16 protein-coding genes are annotated in these 17,648 nt (G+C 63.8%); 10 read left to right on the top strand and 6 right to left on the bottom strand.

Annotation, left to right across the window (positions count from 1 at the left end):
- Positions 1-92: 92 nt before the first annotated feature.
- From GGR45_RS02640 to GGR45_RS19790, 9 genes are all read left to right on the top strand, one after another.
- Positions 93-1,385, top strand: coding sequence for a DUF2254 domain-containing protein (locus GGR45_RS02640; RefSeq protein WP_246357996.1), 1,293 nt, complete (start codon positions 93-95; stop codon positions 1,383-1,385).
- Between the two features lie 12 nt (positions 1,386-1,397).
- Positions 1,398-3,329: a BCCT family transporter gene (locus GGR45_RS02635; protein WP_246357995.1), complete on the top strand. Its 1,932-nt coding sequence runs from the start codon at positions 1,398-1,400 to the stop codon at positions 3,327-3,329.
- Between the two features lie 203 nt (positions 3,330-3,532).
- Positions 3,533-6,349, top strand: coding sequence for a monovalent cation/H+ antiporter subunit A (locus tag GGR45_RS02630; RefSeq protein WP_175313972.1), 2,817 nt, complete (start codon positions 3,533-3,535; stop codon positions 6,347-6,349).
- The gene (locus tag GGR45_RS02625) at positions 6,346-6,693 is read left to right on the top strand and encodes a Na+/H+ antiporter subunit C (RefSeq protein WP_175313970.1); all 348 of its coding nucleotides are present in this window, start codon (positions 6,346-6,348) and stop codon (positions 6,691-6,693) included. The genes GGR45_RS02630 and GGR45_RS02625 overlap by 4 nt, the downstream gene beginning before the upstream one ends.
- On the top strand, positions 6,693-8,210 hold the full coding sequence (locus GGR45_RS02620) for a monovalent cation/H+ antiporter subunit D (RefSeq protein WP_246357994.1): 1,518 nt from the start codon (positions 6,693-6,695) through the stop codon (positions 8,208-8,210). Before GGR45_RS02625 ends, GGR45_RS02620 begins: the two co-directional genes overlap by 1 nt.
- Positions 8,210-8,698, top strand: coding sequence for a Na+/H+ antiporter subunit E (locus tag GGR45_RS02615; RefSeq protein ID WP_175313966.1), 489 nt, complete (start codon positions 8,210-8,212; stop codon positions 8,696-8,698). The genes GGR45_RS02620 and GGR45_RS02615 overlap by 1 nt, the downstream gene beginning before the upstream one ends.
- Entirely contained in the window at positions 8,695-8,964 is a 270-nt protein-coding gene (locus tag GGR45_RS02610) for a K+/H+ antiporter subunit F (RefSeq protein WP_175313964.1), read from the top strand. Before GGR45_RS02615 ends, GGR45_RS02610 begins: the two co-directional genes overlap by 4 nt.
- Positions 8,961-9,383: a Na+/H+ antiporter subunit G gene (locus GGR45_RS02605; protein WP_175313962.1), complete on the top strand. Its 423-nt coding sequence runs from the start codon at positions 8,961-8,963 to the stop codon at positions 9,381-9,383. Before GGR45_RS02610 ends, GGR45_RS02605 begins: the two co-directional genes overlap by 4 nt.
- A 5-nt stretch (positions 9,384-9,388) precedes the next feature.
- Positions 9,389-9,511: an undecaprenyl-diphosphate phosphatase gene (locus tag GGR45_RS19790; protein ID WP_281394107.1), complete on the top strand. Its 123-nt coding sequence runs from the start codon at positions 9,389-9,391 to the stop codon at positions 9,509-9,511.
- Here the strand turns inward: GGR45_RS19790 and GGR45_RS02595 are convergent.
- From GGR45_RS02595 to GGR45_RS02575, 5 genes are read right to left on the bottom strand one after another with little or no spacing between them, the layout of a single operon-like run.
- Complete coding sequence (locus GGR45_RS02595) at positions 9,477-9,677, bottom strand: IS3 family transposase (RefSeq protein ID WP_415640688.1); 201 nt, start codon at positions 9,675-9,677, stop codon at positions 9,477-9,479. The genes GGR45_RS19790 and GGR45_RS02595 overlap by 35 nt on opposite strands.
- 50 nt (positions 9,678-9,727) lie before the next feature.
- Positions 9,728-10,303, bottom strand: coding sequence for a peptidylprolyl isomerase (locus GGR45_RS02590; protein WP_175313956.1), 576 nt, complete (start codon positions 10,301-10,303; stop codon positions 9,728-9,730).
- A complete protein-coding gene (locus tag GGR45_RS02585; protein WP_175313954.1) occupies positions 10,303-11,670 on the bottom strand; it encodes an MFS transporter in 1,368 nt (455 codons plus the stop codon). Before GGR45_RS02585 ends, GGR45_RS02590 begins: the two co-directional genes overlap by 1 nt.
- Complete coding sequence (locus GGR45_RS02580) at positions 11,667-14,027, bottom strand: S9 family peptidase (protein WP_175313952.1); 2,361 nt, start codon at positions 14,025-14,027, stop codon at positions 11,667-11,669. Before GGR45_RS02580 ends, GGR45_RS02585 begins: the two co-directional genes overlap by 4 nt.
- 15 nt (positions 14,028-14,042) lie before the next feature.
- Complete coding sequence (locus tag GGR45_RS02575; RefSeq protein WP_175313950.1) at positions 14,043-16,181, bottom strand: TonB-dependent receptor; 2,139 nt, start codon at positions 16,179-16,181, stop codon at positions 14,043-14,045.
- Between the two features lie 102 nt (positions 16,182-16,283).
- Here GGR45_RS02575 and GGR45_RS02570 point away from each other — a divergent pair, with 102 nt between their 5' ends.
- Positions 16,284-16,886, top strand: a complete 603-nt coding sequence (locus GGR45_RS02570; RefSeq protein WP_175313948.1) for a TetR/AcrR family transcriptional regulator — start codon at positions 16,284-16,286, stop codon at positions 16,884-16,886.
- A 289-nt stretch (positions 16,887-17,175) separates the two neighbouring features.
- Here the strand turns inward: GGR45_RS02570 and GGR45_RS02565 are convergent, their stop codons facing one another.
- Positions 17,176-17,640, bottom strand: coding sequence for a GNAT family N-acetyltransferase (locus GGR45_RS02565; protein ID WP_175313946.1), 465 nt, complete (start codon positions 17,638-17,640; stop codon positions 17,176-17,178).
- Between the last annotated feature and the right edge of the window lie 8 nt (positions 17,641-17,648).

Here is a 17,648-nt window from a genome sequence, read left to right as displayed (position 1 = left end):
GCCGCGCCGGTCGTTATGGGCGGCATGTTCGCCCGCATTCCTTTCCGGACATCTTTCGGACACCCCCTGAACGCCGACCCCAGAAGGCCCGCATGAGGCGTTGGCAGTGGGCGTTGCGGCTGGTCACGCGACGCATGTGGTTTCGGGCAGCGCTGTTCTGCGTCTTTGCCGTGGCGCTTGCGTTGGCTAGTGCGCTGGCCGGGCATATGATCTCCTACAGCTTTGCAGCCAAGGTCGGGTCGAAGTCGGTCGACGGAATCCTCAACCTGCTGGCGTCCTCGATGCTGGCCGTCACGACTTTTGCGCTGACTGCGATGGTGCAGGCCTATTCGGGCGCGACGAACAGCATCACGCCGCGCGCCGTCCAGTTGCTGATCGACGACAGCACGTCACAGAACGCGCTGGCGACCTTCCTGGGCAGTTTCCTGTTCGCGATCGTCGGTATCATCGCGCTGTCGACCGGCATTTACGGAGAGACTGGACGGGTCATCCTCTATGCGGGGACCATCTTGGTCATCGCGCTGATCGTGGTGACGTTCCTGCGCTGGATCCAGCATATCGCCCGTTTCGGCCGGGTGTCCGACACGATCGACCGGGTGGAGCGCGCCGCCATCGCCGCCGTCCACGCGATGGTGCAGCCGCCGCGCTTCGGCCCTGCCGAGGAACCGTCCGTCCCAGACGGGGCAAGCCTGATCCATCACACCGATATCGGTCGCATCACCCATGTCGATCTCGCCCAAGTCGGGGAGGTCGCGGCATCGATCGGGTGCGACATCCATCTGGTCGGCCTGCCGGGCCTGTTGGTCGACCCGGCACGGCCGCTGGCCTGGGCGCGCGCTCCCGTCGACGAGCAGGCGGCGTGCCGGATCAGGGACGCCTTCACCATCGAGCATCACCGTGCCTTCGATCACGATCCCCGGTTCGGACTGGTGGTGCTGGGTGAGATCGCAGCGCGCGCGCTGTCCCCGGCGGTCAACGATCCCGGCACCGCCATTGCGGTGATCGAGGCCGGGACACGGGTGCTCGCCGCCGTCCTGCGGCATTGCCCCGAGCCGGGATGGACGCCGCCCGCCGGGGTGATCGTGCCGCCCTTCGCCTTTGCCGACATGATCGAGGACATGTTCCGCCCGCTCGCCCGCGACGGTGCGACCACGATCGAGGTCGGTGTCCGCCTGCAAAAGGCGCTCGCCGCCCTGGCCGTGATCGAGGCGCGCGCCCGCCCCGATTGCCGCGCCGAGGCCCGCGATGCGCTCGATCGTGCCTTGGGCGAACTGACCAGCAAGCGCGACACGACCGAATTGTCGCAACTGCATCACCAGCTGTGGAGCAACAAAATGCCCCCACCTTCCGACGCCACATTCGCCATTCCGGCCCGCCGATGCTAACCTGTTGATATGATGAAGAGTGAGATCAACCCGCGCGTCTTCTGGGGCGCCTCCGGGATCATCGCGCTGCTGCTGGTGACGACGCTGGCCATGCCGGGCACCGCCGATGCCGCGTTCAAGGCGGCGCAGGCCTGGGCGATCGACACGTTCGGCTGGTTCTATATCTCGGCGGTCGCGGTGTTCCTGATCGTCGTGTTGGCGCTCGGCTTCGGGCCTGCGGGCAAGCTGAAGCTGGGGCCGGACGACGCCGAGCCGGACTTTCCCTATCTGTCGTGGCTGGCCATGTTGTTCGCGGCGGGCATGGGCATCGGGCTGATGTATTTCGCGGTGGCCGAGCCGATCCAGCACTACATCGCGCCGCCCGATGTCGACCCCGGCACGATCCTGGCCGCGCGCGAGGCGATGGCGATCACCTTTCACCATTATGGCGTCCATGCCTGGGCGATCTACGCGCTGGTCGGCCTGAGCCTGGCCTATTTCACCTATCGCAAGGACATGCCGCTGACGCTGCGATCCGGCCTGTCGCCGATCCTAGGCAAGCGGATCGACGGCCCGCTGGGCGACGCGATCGACATTTTCGCGGTGTGCGGCACCGTGTTCGGCGTATCGACCTCGCTGGGCTTCGGCGTGTCGCAGATGACGGCGGGCCTCGCCTATGAATATGGCCTGCCCGACACGATCACCATGAAGATCATCGTCATCGTGCTGGTCATGGGCGCGGCGACCCTGTCGGTTCTAAGCGGCGCGGATCGCGGTATCCGCCGCCTGTCCGAACTGAACCTGGTCCTTGCCGTCCTGTTGATGCTGTTCGTGATGGCGGTCGGCCCGACCCTGTTCCTGCTGCGCGCGCTGGTGCAGAATTTCGGCCTGTATCTCGACCATTTCGTCAAGCGCACCTTCACCCTCTATGCCTATGAGCCGCGCGCCTGGATGGCGGACTGGACGCTGTTCTACTGGGCATGGTGGATCGCCTGGTCGCCGTTCGTCGGCATGTTCATCGCGCGCATCTCGCGCGGGCGGACGATCCGCGAATTCGTCATCGGCGTGCTGTTCGTGCCGACCGCCTTCACCTTCCTGTGGATGACGGTGTTCGGCAATACCGCGATCTCGCTCGATCTCGGCGGAGCGGCCGGCGGTATCGCCGACGCCGTGCAGGCGAACCTGTCCACCGCGCTGTTCAAGTTCCTCGAATATCTGCCCGCCGCGAGCGTTACCTCGACGCTGGCGATCCTCCTGGTCGCGGTGTTCTTCGTGACGTCGGCCGATTCCGGCGCTCTGGTGATCGACACGCTGGCCTCGGGCGGGGCGGAGGAAACGCCGCGCTGGCAGCGCATGTATTGGTGCGTTTTGCTGGGAGCCACGGCAACGCTGTTGCTGGTGGCAGGAGGATTGGGCGCGCTGCAGTCCGCCACCCTGCTCGCCGCCCTTCCCTTCTGCTTCATCATGCTGCTGCTGGCGGTAGGCCTGGTCCGGCAGACCAATGCCGATCTGGCGGGGGTCACGCTGTCGGGCGATGGCCCGGCGATGAGCGAGCGGATCAAGCGACTTCTGGTGCCTGCGCGCCGCGCCGACATTGTCGAGCAGATCCGCTCGCAGGGCGAACCTGCGTTGCAATCGGTGCAGGAGGCGATGGAGAAAGAGGGCTGGACGGCAAGCAGGCTGGAAAGCGGCGAGGATTCGGTCGAACTCACCATCACTGCGTCGGACGGCCGCCCCTTCGTCTATCGGCTGTCGCCCCGATCGCGCCCGCTGGCCGCCTATACCGCGCTGGAAGCGCCGGAGGGGCGCCGCAGCTTGGCTTGGCTGCTGGCGGCGCAGACCAATGGCGAGGCGGGCTTTCGCGACTTGACCGGCTTTTCGACGAGCCAGATCGCCAATGACGTACTGACCCAACTGGAGCGCTGGCGCTTGGCCGAGGCCCGGGTCGAACGCAAGGAGCGCTGATACCTCTGGCGGCCCCGGACGGCTTGTGATCCTTCCGTCGCCTGTGCCATAGGTGCCATGGGTGTTCGCGAAAATTGACGCGGGCAGGTTCTCACGTTGGTCGGGCCGCCAACGGCGAACTCTTATGCCCGGAGTATCGGCTTGCCCGATCGCCTATTCCTGTCCCTTGCTCGCCGCCGTGACACCCTGATGCAGGAGGGGGAATGCCGGTGCCGCTGCTGACCCTGACCTGTCTGCCGTTCGTCGCGGCCATCCTGTTGATGATGTCCCGCCGCGCATCGCGGTCCATCCATGTGCTGATCGCCGGAAGCTGTAGCGCGGGCGGACTGGCCGTGCTGCTGACCCAGGCCAGCGCGACCCTGTCGGGCCGGACGCCGACCCTGCGGCTGGCCTGGATACCGGCGCTGGGCCTCGATTTCAGCCTGTGGCTCGATCCGCTGGCGCTGTTGTTCGCGGGGTTGATCCTTGGCATCGGGCTGCTCGTCGTCATCTATGCGCAAGGCTATCTGGGCAAGGACGAACCCAGCGCGCGGTTCCTGTCCTTCCTGATGCTGTTCCAGGGCGCCATGATCGGCATCGCGCTGTCCGGCAATGTGCTGCTGATGCTGGTGTTCTGGGAAATGACCAGTCTCGCCTCCTTCCTGCTGATCGGTTTCTGGCGGGACCGGAGCGAGGCGCGGCAGGGTGCACGGATGGCGTTGACCATCACCGGCGGCGGCGGGCTGGCGCTGATCGCGGGGCTCGTCCTGCTGGGCAAGGCGGCAGGCAGTTACGATCTGGCGACCATCCTGTCGCGCGCCGAACCGATCCAGGCCTCGCCGCTCTATCCCGCGATCCTGATCCTGATCCTGGCGGGGGCCTTTACCAAGTCGGCGCAGTTTCCGTTTCATTTCTGGCTGCCGCACGCGATGGCCGCGCCGACCCCGGTCAGCGCTTATCTTCATTCCGCGACGATGGTGAAGGCGGGTGTGTTCCTGCTCGCACGGCTGTGGCCGGTGCTGGCCGGAAGCGATCTGTGGTTCGGCATCGTGGTGCCGATCGGGCTGACGACGATGCTGTTCGGCGCGGGGGTGGCGCTGTTCCGCCACGACCTGAAGGCGATCCTGGCCTATTCGACGATCAGCCAGTTGGGGTTGATGGTCATGCTGCTCGGCTTCGGAACCGGTGCGGCGGTGACGGCGGCGGTCTTCCACATCCTCAACCATGCCGCGTTCAAGGCGGCGCTGTTCATGCATGCGGGCATCATCGACCATGAGACCGGCACGCGCGACATCCGGCGGCTGGGCGGTCTGGCCGCCATCATGCCGCTGACCGCGACGCTGGGCGTGCTGGCGGCCGCGGCCATGGCGGGGCTGCCGCCGCTGGGCGGGTTCATCTCCAAGGAGATGATGCTCGAGCAGAGCGTCCATATTGCATCGGCGGGGCAGACGATGTTGGTGCCCGTTCTGGCGACGATCGCGGCGATGCTCTCGGCCGCCTATTCGCTGCGCCATGCGGTAGCGCTGCATTTCGGCCACCGGCGCACCGGAGAGATTGCCGCGCCGCACGATCCGGGTGCGTGGTTGCTCGCGCCGCCCGCGATACTCGCGGCGATCGCGCTGGCGCTCGGGCTGTTCCCAATGGCGTTGGCGGGCCTGTTGATCGAAGCGGCCAGCGCGGCGGTGACCGGCGGCGCCCGGCCGGAGCTGCATCTCGCGCTATGGCATGGCGTTAATCCGGCGTTGTTCATGAGCCTGGGCGCGGTGGCGGCGGCGGTCCTGCTGCTGTGGCGCTACCGGAGTGTTGCGGCCTTGGTGGCGCGCCTGCCGTCGCCCGATGCCAAACGCCTGTTCGACCGGACCATGACCGCCGCCATCGGCGGATTGCGTCACCTGTCGGGCATCATCCACACCGCCTCGCTGCAACGCTATCTGCTTGTCCTGGTCATCGTCGCGCTGGCGCTGGGCGGGGAAGCCGGCTGGCGGTTCGGCATAGCCGCCGGATCGCGCGCGACGACTCCCGCCTCCCCCGTCGCGATCGTCGCCTGGGCGGCGCTGATCGTGGCGACGGTGGCGGTCATTATCGTCGATCGGCGGCGCTACCTTGCGCTGGTCTTCATCAGCGTGATCGGGCTGGTCATGGCGCTGGCCTTTATCCACCTCTCCGCCCCCGACCTCGCGCTCACCCAGATCGCGGTGGAGGTGGTGACGATCCTGCTGATGCTGTTGGCGCTCCACCTGCTGCCGGGCCATCCGCCGCGCCTGTCGAACGTGCCGCGCCGTGTCCGCGACGCGGTGATCGCGATAATGGGCGGTCTCGGCACCGGCTGGCTCGCCTGGGCAATCATGACCCGACCGGAGCAGCCCGGTATCTCGCGCTTCCATTGGGACAACAGCTATTCGGGCGGAGGCGGCACCAATGTCGTCAACGTCACATTGGTCGACTTCCGCGGGTTCGACACGCTGGGGGAGATCACCGTTCTGGGCATTGCGGGTCTGACCATCTTTGCGCTGCTCGAACCCGCTGCACGCGGAGTGGCGGGGCGGCGTCTGCGCGCGTGGCGGTCAACGAACCGCTTCTCGCCCGAGCGGCACCCGATGATGTTCGTGATGGCAACGCGGCTGCTGTTGCCGCTGGCGCTGCTAATCGGGCTCTACATATTCCTGCGCGGGCATAACCAGCCGGGGGGCGGGTTCATCGCGGCGCTGGTCTTCTCCATTGCCATCCTGCTGCAATATCTGGCGTCTGGATTCGACTGGACCGACGACCGTCGCAAGTTCGGCGAGCATCAGCTGATCGGCTTCGGTGTGTTGGTTGCCACCGCCACGGGGCTTGGCTCGCTGCCATTCGGCGCGCCGTTCCTGACGAGCAGTTTCGGTCATGTCCATCTGCCGCTGATCGGTGAGTTTGAGCTCGCGACGGCGATGTTCTTCGATCTGGGCGTCGCCTGTGTCGTGGTCGGCGCGGTAATGATGGCGCTGGCGCAGCTCGCCCATGTCGCGCAGCGCGCCGCCAAGCATGACGGGGAGGAACGGCCATGAGCCTGGAGTTTCTGGTCGCCTCGGCCATCGCGATTCTGGTCGCGGGGGGCATTTACCTCGGCTTGCGCGGTCGCACCTTTCAGGTCGTACTGGGACTGACCCTGCTATCCTATGCGGTGAACCTGTTCCTGTTCGCGATCGGGCGGCTGATCGTTGACCGGCCCCCGCTATGGGCCAAGGGTGTGACCGCCCATGCCGATCCGCTGCCCCAGGCGCTGGTGCTGACGGCGATCGTCATTACCTTCGGCATGACCGCGTTGACCGTCATCCTCAGCCTGCGCAGCTTCCTTGAAAGCGGATCGGATCAGGTCGATGGCCTTGCCGAGCCCGAGGATGTCGCATGATGCTGCTCGATCACCTGATGACCGCGCCCATCGTCATGCCGGCCCTGATCGCGCCGGTCACCCTGCTGCTGATGCGCCGCCACCGCGGGGTCGCGCTCGCCCTGTCGCTGGGTGGCTGCATGGCGATGCTGGTGGCAAGCATCGCGCTGTTCGTGATGGCACAGGACGATGCGATCCGCAGCTATGCGCTGGGGGACTGGCCCGCGCCGTTCGGCATCGTCCTGATGCTCGACCGGCTGGCTGCGACGATGCTGGTGCTGTCGGCGGTGCTGGGAAGCGTGGTGCTGGCCCATGCCGTCGTCACCGGCGCGGACCGGCGGGGATGGCATTTCCATCCGCTGTTTCATTTCCAGCTCATGGGGCTGAACGGCGCGTTCCTGACCGGCGACCTGTTCAATCTGTTCGTGTTCTTCGAGGTGTTGCTGATCGCCTCCTACGGGCTGATGCTGCACGGACAGGGCGCGCTGCGGCTGAAGGCAGGCGTGGCCTATGTCGTGGTCAATATTGTCGGATCGGCGCTGTTCCTGATCGCGCTAGGGCTGCTCTATGGTCTGACGGCGACGCTCAACATGGCGGATCTGGCGGTGAAGGTCGCACGCCTCGGGCCGGCGGATCAGGGGCTGCTCCGCATCGCCGGGCTGTTGTTGCTGACGGTGTTCGCGCTGAAGGCTGCGGTGGTGCCGATCCATCTTTGGCTGCCGCGCACCTACGCCGCGACGATGCCGGTGGTCGCGGCGCTGTTCGCGATCATGACCAAGGTCGGCATCTATGCGATGATCCGTACCGTGCCGCTGATCTTCGGCGCGCAGGCGGGTGCAGCGGCTTGGGTGCCCGCGCCGTGGCTGCTGCCCGCCGCGAGCCTGGGTGCAGCCATCGGCTTTGTCGGCGTGCTGGTCGCACGCGGAATGCGTGAGCAGGCGGCATTTGCGGTGCTGGCCTCGACCGGAACGCTGCTGATGCCGGTGTCGCTGTGGCGGGAAGCGACGCTGGCCGCCGCGCTCTATTACATGGTGCAGGCGGTGCTGGCCGGAGCGGCGCTGTTTCTGGTCGCCGACGTGACGATACGGCGGCGTGGCCAATATGCCGACGCGGTCGTACCGAGCCCGCGCTTCGCCGGGCAGGACGCGGCGGGCCTGCTCTACCTGATCGCGGCCGTCGCGGCAGTCGGGCTGCCGCCGCTCGCCGGGTTCGTCGGCAAGCTGCTGATCCTCGACGCCAGCTTTGCCGTGCCGGGATGGCCGGTGATCTGGGCGGCGATCCTGGCGAGTACATGGGTCGGCGTGATCGGCTTCTCGCGCAGCGGCTCGACCCTGTTTTGGAAAGCCGCCCCGCCGGAGGCCGACGCCATTGCCGGCAGCATCCGATCGCGCGCCGAGTTCATAGCCCCCGCCATACTGCTTGCCCTGCTGGCGATACTGACGGTCGCCGCCGGATGGATGACGGCGCAGACCCGTGCCGCCGCCGCGCAGATCATGGCCCCCAACCGCTATGTCACCGCGATCCTGGGAGCGCGCTGATGAAACGCCTGCTGCCGCACCCTGGTCTGTCGGCGATGCTGCTGATCGTCTGGCTGTTGATGGCGAACACCATTACCGTCGGGGGTGTCGTGCTGGGCGGCATCTTCGCGCTGATCCTGCCGAAGTTCACCCAGCCCTTCTGGCCCGACCGGCCCCGGATGCGCTTTGGCCGCGCCTTTCTGGGCTATCTGGCGATCGTGCTGTTCGACATCGTCGTCGCCAATTTCCAGGTCGCCTGGCTGATCCTGTTCCGGCGCAACCGGGACCTGCGCGCGCGCTGGCTGGTGGTGCCGGTCGACCTGTCCACGCCCGAGGCGATCACGATGCTGGCAGGTACGATCAGCCTGACGCCCGGCACCGTATCGTCCGACGTATCGGCGGATGGGCGTTACCTGCTGATCCATGCGCTCGACGTCGCGGATGAAGCCGCCGAGGTCGCACGGATCAAGTCCCGCTACGAAGCCCGCCTGCAACGGATTTTCGCATGATCGCCATCGCCCTTCATCTTGCGGCCGGCGGCATCGCGCTGGCGTTGCTGCTCAACCTATGGCGGCTGGTGCGTGGGCCGGCACTGGGCGACCGGATCGTCGCGCTCGACACGATGGTCATCAACGCCATCGCGCTGATCGTGCTGATCGGCATGATCGGTGGCAACGACACCTATTTCGAAGCCGCGCTGCTGCTCGCCATGGTCGGGTTCGTCAGCACCATCGCCTATTGCAAGTTCATCCTGCGCGGGGACATCGTCGAATGAGCGTCATCGCCGATATCGCCGTCACCATCCTGCTGATCCTAGGCGCCGGATTTGCCCTGATCGGCAGTTGGGGACTGGTGCGTCTGCCGTCGACCATGGAGCGGCTGCACGGGCCGACCAAAGCGACGACGCTGGGGCTTGGCGCATTGCTCATCGCCTCGGTTGTCTATTTCCAGGCACGGCTTGGCATATGGACCGCGCATGAGCTGCTGATCTCGCTGTTTCTGTTCGTCACGGCGCCGATCTCGGCCAACATGATCGCCAAGGTCCATCTGCATCGCCGCCGGACCCATGCCGCGGGGGAGCCGGAAAGCATTGCCGGCCCGCCACCCCGGCCCAGCGAGGCGGGCGACTGGGCGACCTTCGAGGTGCCGATCGACCGTCCATCTCCGACATATGAAGGTCGCGATATAGAATGATTTGGTTGGAGGCCCTGTTTTTGGGGCTATTGCAGGGTATCACCGAGTTCCTGCCGGTGTCATCGAGCGCCCATCTGCGCATCGCGGGCAGCCTTATGCTCTCGGGTAGCGACCCCGGCGCGGCCTGATCATCCCCCGTTTTGGCGGACATGCGGGGTAGATCTCCATAGCCGAGTGCCTGCGGTGTCGATTATAGTAGCCCTCGAGATATCCGAACAGCGCCTGCCTGGCTTCAGCCCGCCTCACCCATCGGCATTGATGGACGAGTTCGACCTTCAAAGTGTGGAAGGGCATTGTCTCAGCAGGTGCCGGTGCGGCTCTGCAGAGCCTATCATCGGTGTCCATCAAACCGAGAGATGATCAGACTCACTTTCGACGACGATGCGATGGATTGCGACGGGCTCGCTGGCCATCTGACCGCGCACGAAAGCGGTTGGAGCTTGCTCCATGGTCGGTATGCGATGGATCGCCTTGACGACTTCCATTCCCTCAACCACCCGTCCGAATGCTGCAAAGCCGCTTGCATCGGCAGACCTGCCACCACGCGCGTCGAGGGCCGGTTGATCGCCGATGCAGATGAAGAAACCTTGCGCGGTGGCCAGCGGCTCATCTGCGCGGGGCAGGGATATCACCCCATCCTGGTGACGCAGGCCACTCTCATCGGTCGTTTCAAAGGCGACATCGATGCGCTGCTCGACAGCCGCCTGTGCCCCGGCCTGGATCACCTCGATGGGCGGCTCGCCCCTGTCATTGTCGGCCCGAACAATCCGGCCGAAAGAGCCGCCGTCGAAACCCGCTTTTTCCACTTCGGAGAGGAAAGCGGTGACAGTGCGGGGGGCGCGGTCGGGCCGCAGCTCGATTACGATATCGCCCAGATCGGTAATGATGCGAAGGAGAGGCATCGTTGCAGGCTTGGACATTACGATGCCAGTTCCTCTTGTGACACATGCTGGAGCAGCCCGACGAAAGGACGTTCGGAGATCCAGAAGCAGACGATGGCGCCGATCCAGCACGGAACGGCGACCAATGTGATCGCGAACGTGAGCATTCGCGGCTCGGTGCCCAGGTAAGTCGAGACCCAGCCCACCAGAGTTGGCGCGCTGCCGCCCAGCAGCCCGCTGACAATGCCCCATATGGCCGCCATTCTCGCCCGCAACGGCCCCGGCGCCATGTCCTGGAGGAGCGTTGGCACGGCGCAGCCGATCGCCGTGCCGCACAGCATCATCGCACCCAGCAGCGTGAAGGCTTGCCAAGCGGCGGTCACGAACGGAAAGATCGCCAGCACGGGTATCGTGGCGGTCATGGCGTAGCGGAAGAAGCGAACAGTCGCCATCGAGCCGAGCCGATCGATCATGCGCCGCATGACGAAGGTCGCGCTTGCCACCCCGCCGAGAGTCCCAACCGCCACGGCCATGCCCATGGCCACCCCGTTCTGGGCGGGTGTGGTGCCAAACAGACGTGTCGCCGCTACAGGAAGCCACACCAGGTAACCGCCAAAAGCCAGCATGTACAAGCCTAGCCCGGCGAAGAGGGACATCGTGGCAGCTTTGTGGGCCGCCAAGAATTGCCAGAACGTGTTGGGAGAGCCTTGCGCGGCAGCAGATCGCACTGCTGAGCGTTTACGCCCAATGGCCGTAAACGCGAGTAGGACGATCAGGATCGGCGCAGGAAGCGCTACGAGAAAGAAGGCCAACCGCCAGGATTCATAGTGCTGCAGCCAAGCCGGGAGACTGGCGTGCCTGGCATCCAGGAAGCCGATGGCGCTGCCGCCCAGTGCCAGACCGGCCGAAACACCCGCGTAAGCGAAGATATAGATCAGGCTGTTCGCCAGGATCCGTTTGCGGCCCTTGAACAATTCGGGGACGAATGACGTCATGATAGGCGCCAGACCGGCCTCGCCTGCGGCTATCAGAACAGCCGCCCCAAACAACTCCTCGAAATTCCGGGCAAAGCCACACGCCGTGGTTCCGATGCTCCAGGTCGCGATGCAACAGCCCAGGACGAGCCGTCGATCGAAGCGGTCCGCAGCCCAGGCCAGCGGATATACGGCCAGAACGGTAAAGATCGCGAAGGCCAGTCCTTGGACCATGCCCAGTTCAGCGTCCTTCAGCCCCAAGCTAAGCGACAGCGGGGTCGCTGCGAGCGTCAGCACCTGACGGTCGACGAACCCGAAGAGTGTTGCCGCCAGCATGACCCACAAGGTGTACCAGCCACCCTTGAGCACATAGTCGCCGGATTGTTCAGCCGTTGTGGCAGGCTGTGTCGCCACCGCTGCTTGCGCTGTCATGCGCCGGCCCCGTCGGAGATGGCCCGATTGGCCGCGATCCTGGCCATCAGCTTGTCGAACGGCCTCTCGAACGATTTCATCGCGGGCGGCGGGTCGTTCATGAGGTGCGTGGCGAAGTATTGCCAGCGCCGGCGCATGCCGTATCCCGTCCAGTCATGCCCACCGCGCGGGAGCAGAACGAGGTCCACGTCCTTATCCGCTTCGACAAGCTTTTGCACGAGTTGGAAAAGCCCGGCCGGATGACATCCGTTGTCCATCATGCCGTGGACCAGGAGCAGCTTGCCCTTCAAGCCATCGGCATAGGTCTTTGCCGCTTGTTGCGCGTAGAGGTCCGCTTCGTAGGCCCCGTGATAACGCTCTCCCCAGCTGTGCCAGAAGAGCGCCTGGTCATAATTTCCGCCCCCCGCCACGGCGACCTTGAAGAAGTGACCAAAGCGCAGCGCAGCATGCGCCGTCATGTAGCCGCCACCCGAAAACCCGGTAATGCCGACGCGCTCCAAGTCGATTTCCCCGGTACGCTCCGCCAATTGGCGGATCGCGACGATGTGATCTTCCAGGTTAGACGCTGTATGCGCCGCGCCGTGGGACGCGGTGCGGAAGGCCTGCTCCCGGTTGGCGGTGCCCCGCCCATCTAGAATGAGCACATATGCGCCGAGCGCGGAAAGATGTTCGGCATCTGCATAAGCGCTAGCGGTAATTCCGCCGTCAGCGAAACTGCCGTGCGGCACGTAGTTCACCTGCGGCCCACCATAGATCAGGTCGATCAGCGGGTACTTGCGGCCGGACTCGTAGCCGAAAGGCTTGAACAGCAGTCCGTAAGTTCGAGTGGATCCGTCTGCAGCCAGGAACTCCAGCGCCTCGGGTGTCTGCCACCCGACAGGCAGTTCTGCAGATGCACGTTCCAGCACGACGATCTCCTCGCCGTCTTGGTTGCGCAAGTAGGTTACGGGCAACTTTTCGACCGTACTGACGGTTTCGATCAGGTAATCGCCGTTCGGTGATATGCCCGATATCTTTTCCGCGTCGCATCCTTCCAGCGCCTTGATCATGGTTGTCATGTCGCCGGGGCGCCAAACCGTATGTTCGCCGGGAAGGTCGGACAGGATGCGCATGCCACCATCGAGCGATGCCGTGCACGGCTTCACGACATACGGATTCTCTTCAGGAACGATGCCGGCGGCGAGGAACACAACTTCGCGACGATCAGCATCGACGCGCAGCACATCGCGCACTTGCCAATCGCCCTCGGTAATTGCCCGGCGGAGCGATCCCGTTGTCAGATCGTAAAGATAAAGGTGCCCGCGGCCCGTACGCTCAGAATACCAGATCAGCTCATTGGTTTCCGGCAGTGGAGTGATCAATGCCTTGGTATATACGTTTACGCTCAGTTCGACATACGTTGGGGATTCTTCGGTGAAGACTATCCTCGTCGCGCCTGTCATTACGTCGAAGGCGACGACATGCGCCTTCCTTTCGCCGCGTTCGACATCGACGAAGTACGCCGTCTGACTATTGGCGCTCCACCAGGTGAGACCCGCCGCAAAAGGCGTCGTGTTCATGCGCACCGCGCTGAGCCGCGGATACCGCGCTTCGACTTGACGGCCGGTCTCCACCTCGATGACGAGCATGCGAAACTCCGTGACCTTTGGGTCCTCCGGAAGACTGGTAAGATTCGCGTGAATGACGGGCCTCACGCCGCTCACCGGTGCATATTCCGCTAAGGCAAGCTCGGGGACATGGCGCTCATCGGTTTGGAGCGTCATCACCCATTTGCCGTCAGGCGACCATTGTGCCTGAGGCACATTCATGCCGTGAGCCTGCGAAATGCGGCGCATGGCCGCTGCTGGCGACGCATATGGGTATTGTGATGTCCCGTCCGTCGTCAGCAGTCGCTCCTCGCCGCTTTCCAGATCGCGCAATTTGAGGTTGTCGCCGTCGAGCAGCAGGGCCGACCCGCCTTGCGGAGATACGAGCCAGTTCGCATTGGCCGTGGGTTTGTCCACCTTGGTCAGGACCCCTTGCCTATAGGCAAAGCTGAAGGCCTGCCCGAACGCGGAGAAGTGCGCGATGCCGCCGTCCAGTTCGAAGCGCAAATCCCTGACGATCAGCACGTCACCAGCGACTGGCGCGTCCAGGATCGAGGCAAGCGCACCAGCGATGCTCGCGCGGGAGAGCGTAAGCAGACGCTCCCCCGCGCGAGCGTTAAAGACAGCGTATTCAGGTCCGTCTTCGCCCCGTCGTTCATACCAGAAATGATGATCGTCGATCCAGGTCGGGAAGACCGCACCGTTATGTACGCAGTCGGTTGCCAACAGCGCGTCCTGCGCAAATTGCGCCCTCTGTCTCCAATCGATCATGACGATTCCCAGACCTCAGTACGCCACGTTGAAGGCTATGCCGACCGTGCGTGGCTCCAGCCGCGCGGGATAGATCAGCGACGCATAGGCCGGGTAAAGGACACTGTCGCGGTTCAGGATATTCTTAACGAATACCGATGCGTTCCACACCTTGGTCGACGTACCGATGCGCGCATTCAGGATATTCTGCTCGTCGGAACGCACAGGCGCCGTCTGGAAGTTTCGCAGGAAGACCTGGAACTTGTCGGCATGCTGGAAATCCACCCGCGCAAAGCTTGGCATGCTGCCCACGTCGAAGTTGTATTCGGCCGAGGCCGAACCCGTGAAGCGCGGAACATAGTCGACCCGGTCGCCGACGAGGTGGTCGGCCGTGTTGCTGCGGTATTCCATGTTGTTCCAACTCCCGGTGACGGAGAAGGTCAAACCGCTTACCGGTGTGTACGATACGCTGCCATCGGCACCCCAGCCCGTGACCTTGCCGCTGTTGCTGGTGAAGGATGTGGGGAATCCGGGTACGTTGCTGGTGCTCTGAACGTCGTTCCAGACATTCCGATAACCCGCCAGTTCGAGCACGATGCGGCGATCGGCCGACTGGAACTTGCCCCCGAGTTCGTAGGACCACAACGAGTCTGGCGAATACCGCGAAGGCACGAACGCCCCTCCGGCAAGCGAGGTCACGTTGAAGCCGCCACTGCGGAATCCGCGACCCACATTGCCGTAGAGGTTGACGTTATCGGTGGGTTGCCAGGCGAGGTTGAAGCGCGGGCTGGTCGCCTTGTAAGTGCCGCGGGCATGATCGACCGCAGGCGCTCCGAACGAATTGCTGACCACATCTTGCCGACGATGATCTTCGAACTGGCGAAGACCGACCAGCGCCGTAAGCGTACTGGTCAGACGATAGCTGGCTTCGCCGAAGATCGCCCAAGACTTCGAGTTGCTGGGATTGGTTCCATCGCTCGCCAGAAGCTGAAAGCCAGCGGGCAACACGTCTGGATTCACCACAGATTCGAACGCCAGGTGGGTGCGTGAATTGCGGTAGAACCCGCCGACGGTCCAGTTCAACGGGCCATCGCTGTTCGAAGATAGACGCACCTCTTGCGCGAAGATGCGGTTACTCGTTCTGTTGGGCAGGCTGATCGATTGCACCGGCGCGGAAATACCCAGAAGCGGCAGGAGAGGCGCGAGGGTTGCTGTCAGATCCGACGTCAGCAAATCCCTGCGATCCAGGAAGCTGGTGGAACTCAGCAAGGTGACCGGCCCGAAGTCATAGGTGCCAAGACCGTTGATCAGCGTGACCTTGGATGTCTGCGGCGTGGGTATCGCATCGAACACCTGCTGATTTTCATCGCTCAGGTTCTGCGCCCCCAGTTTGAGGTTCTGATGCTGCACCATCAAGGTGACCTTGAACGGGTCGGACACTTGAGCGGTGAGTTTTCCGCGCAGCGTCAGCGCATGTCCCGAGTTGATACGCCGATCGTCGATCACCGGATTGTCGATCCAGCCACCAAAATTCTGGTATGATCCAGCGACGCGCAACCCCAAGCGTTCGGTGACGAGAGGCACGTTGACCATGCCTTCGCTCTTCCAATCGGTACCGCCACCGGCGATTGCGGCGACTTCGCCACCGGCGGAACCTTCGACCTCGCGCAGGTTCACGTCGTTGGTGATGTACCGGATCGTGCCGCCGACGGCGCCTTGGCCGTAAAGCGTGCCCTGCGGCCCACGCAGCACCTCGACCCGCTTGATATCGAGCAGCCGGACATCCTGCCCGCTCTGGTTAAGCTCGAGATTCAACGGGGTCTCGTCCAGATAGACGCCCACCGTCGGCAGTCCGTTCAGGGTGGAGATGCCGCGAATCTGCACGCGCTGCTGCCCTGGAGCGAACTGAGTGATGGAAATGCCGGGGACGGAATATTGGACGTCCTCGACCGCCGATGCGCCACGACGCGCAAGGGTCTCACCCGTGATCGCGGTAATGGATAGCGGCACGTCGATGAGCGCCTGCTCACGCTTCTGCGCTGTAACTATGATATCACCTGGCTGGGCATCGCCGCTCGCCGACGCCGTGTCCTGTGCCTGCACCGGCATCGCCGATGCCGCGCACGCCATCGCAATGAAGGAAATTTGTCCAATCCGCCGTAGTCGCATCTGCATGATTCCACCCCGTTTCCAACAAACAGAGCGTGCGACCGCTTTTTGTCGTTGGCAAGTGCTAAGTGTGATGACTTTCTGACCGCCGTCGGCTAGGGCCGCCTCATGCCCAAACGTGCAGCCGACTATATGACGGGTCAGCGCGAGATGATCGCCCGGGCGGCGCTCGATGTGCTGATCGAAAAAGGGTATCATGAGACGTCTCTTCGGGACATTTGCCGCGCCGCGAATGTCTCGAACGGCGCGCTCTATTCGTATTTTCCCACGCGCGAAGCGGTCGTCATCGCCGCATGCGAGATAGACAATCGCCTTGCACTCGAACAGCGGTGTCCGGAGAGTTGGGCCGAATATACCGATATTGGCCATGACGAGCTTGTCCCGGGTACTTTTCGGTCGCGCCGATTCCGGTTATCGTTGCAGTTCGCAGCAGAGCTGAGCCAGATGCCAACTCCTCCGAAAGGGTTGGCTGATTTGTTCCAAGCCCACCGCCTGGTCGTCAGGCGTTCGCTCGAGCATTTGAAGAATCTCGACGTCGTCTCGCTTCCCCTTGGGCTGGAGACGACTTCGGACATCCACTGCCAACTTTTTGTTGGAGCCTCCTACCACCTGTCCGCCAATCACGGCACCGATCGGGTGCCGATAATGGATGCATTTCGAAAAGGCCTTGCGGAAACTGCGGGCTTGGTATCGATGGTGCAACTCGCTTAGGCTTCGTAAGCTTTGGATCTATCGATGCGGAGAGGGTCGGCGGACCCCCATCCTTCTATCGGTGCTGCGGTTTCGAGGACGCTGGCGAACGCCTGAGATCAGGAAAGTGGCGCTTAGGTAACTTTTCCATTCGGATTCTTTTCGAGGATGGCGGCTTTCTCCCTGCCTGCCCGTGAAAGCGGACTGACCGTGACGGGGTGGCTTCCGGTCCGTCTGCTTCGCCGCCCCTCAGTCGCAATAGCCGCCACGCGCCGACGATCGCTGATGTAGAGGACTGCGAACTCGTCGATCAGAGGTGGAGGCCCAGAAACGAAGCTCCGGGGACCGGGTTGAATGAGACGGGCTCAGCCGGAACGAAGCCAAGGTCCGCATACAGCTTGCGAGCGGGAAGGGACTTCGCCTGCACATCCAGTCGCATTTCGCGATAGCCGGAAGCGCGAGCCTCAGCAATCAGCCGCTTCGATAGCGCATGGCCAAGGTGTTTGCCGCGTGCGTCCGGACGAACATACAACCGCTTCATCTCGCATATGACAAGCGAGACTTGCCGCATGGCAACGCACCCCACGATTGCCCCGTCCTTTTCCGCAAGCAGGACGCACCCTTTGGGGGCAGCGTACTTCTCGGTGAAGTTCGCAAATTCGAGGTCATTATTCTGATAATCGAGATTGACGGGAGAGTTGGCTATGAACTCTCCCCAGATGCTCAGCACCGCCGCGCTGTCGGTGGGGAATTTTGCCCGCCTGATCGTCGTCATGGCGGTAC

Origin of the sequence: Sphingomonas zeae (assembly GCF_014197135.1) — a bacterium.
Classification (GTDB): domain Bacteria; phylum Pseudomonadota; class Alphaproteobacteria; order Sphingomonadales; family Sphingomonadaceae; genus Sphingomonas; species Sphingomonas zeae.
The sequence above is the reverse complement of the archived record's forward strand: the minus strand, read 5'-3'. Positions and strand labels throughout refer to the sequence as shown.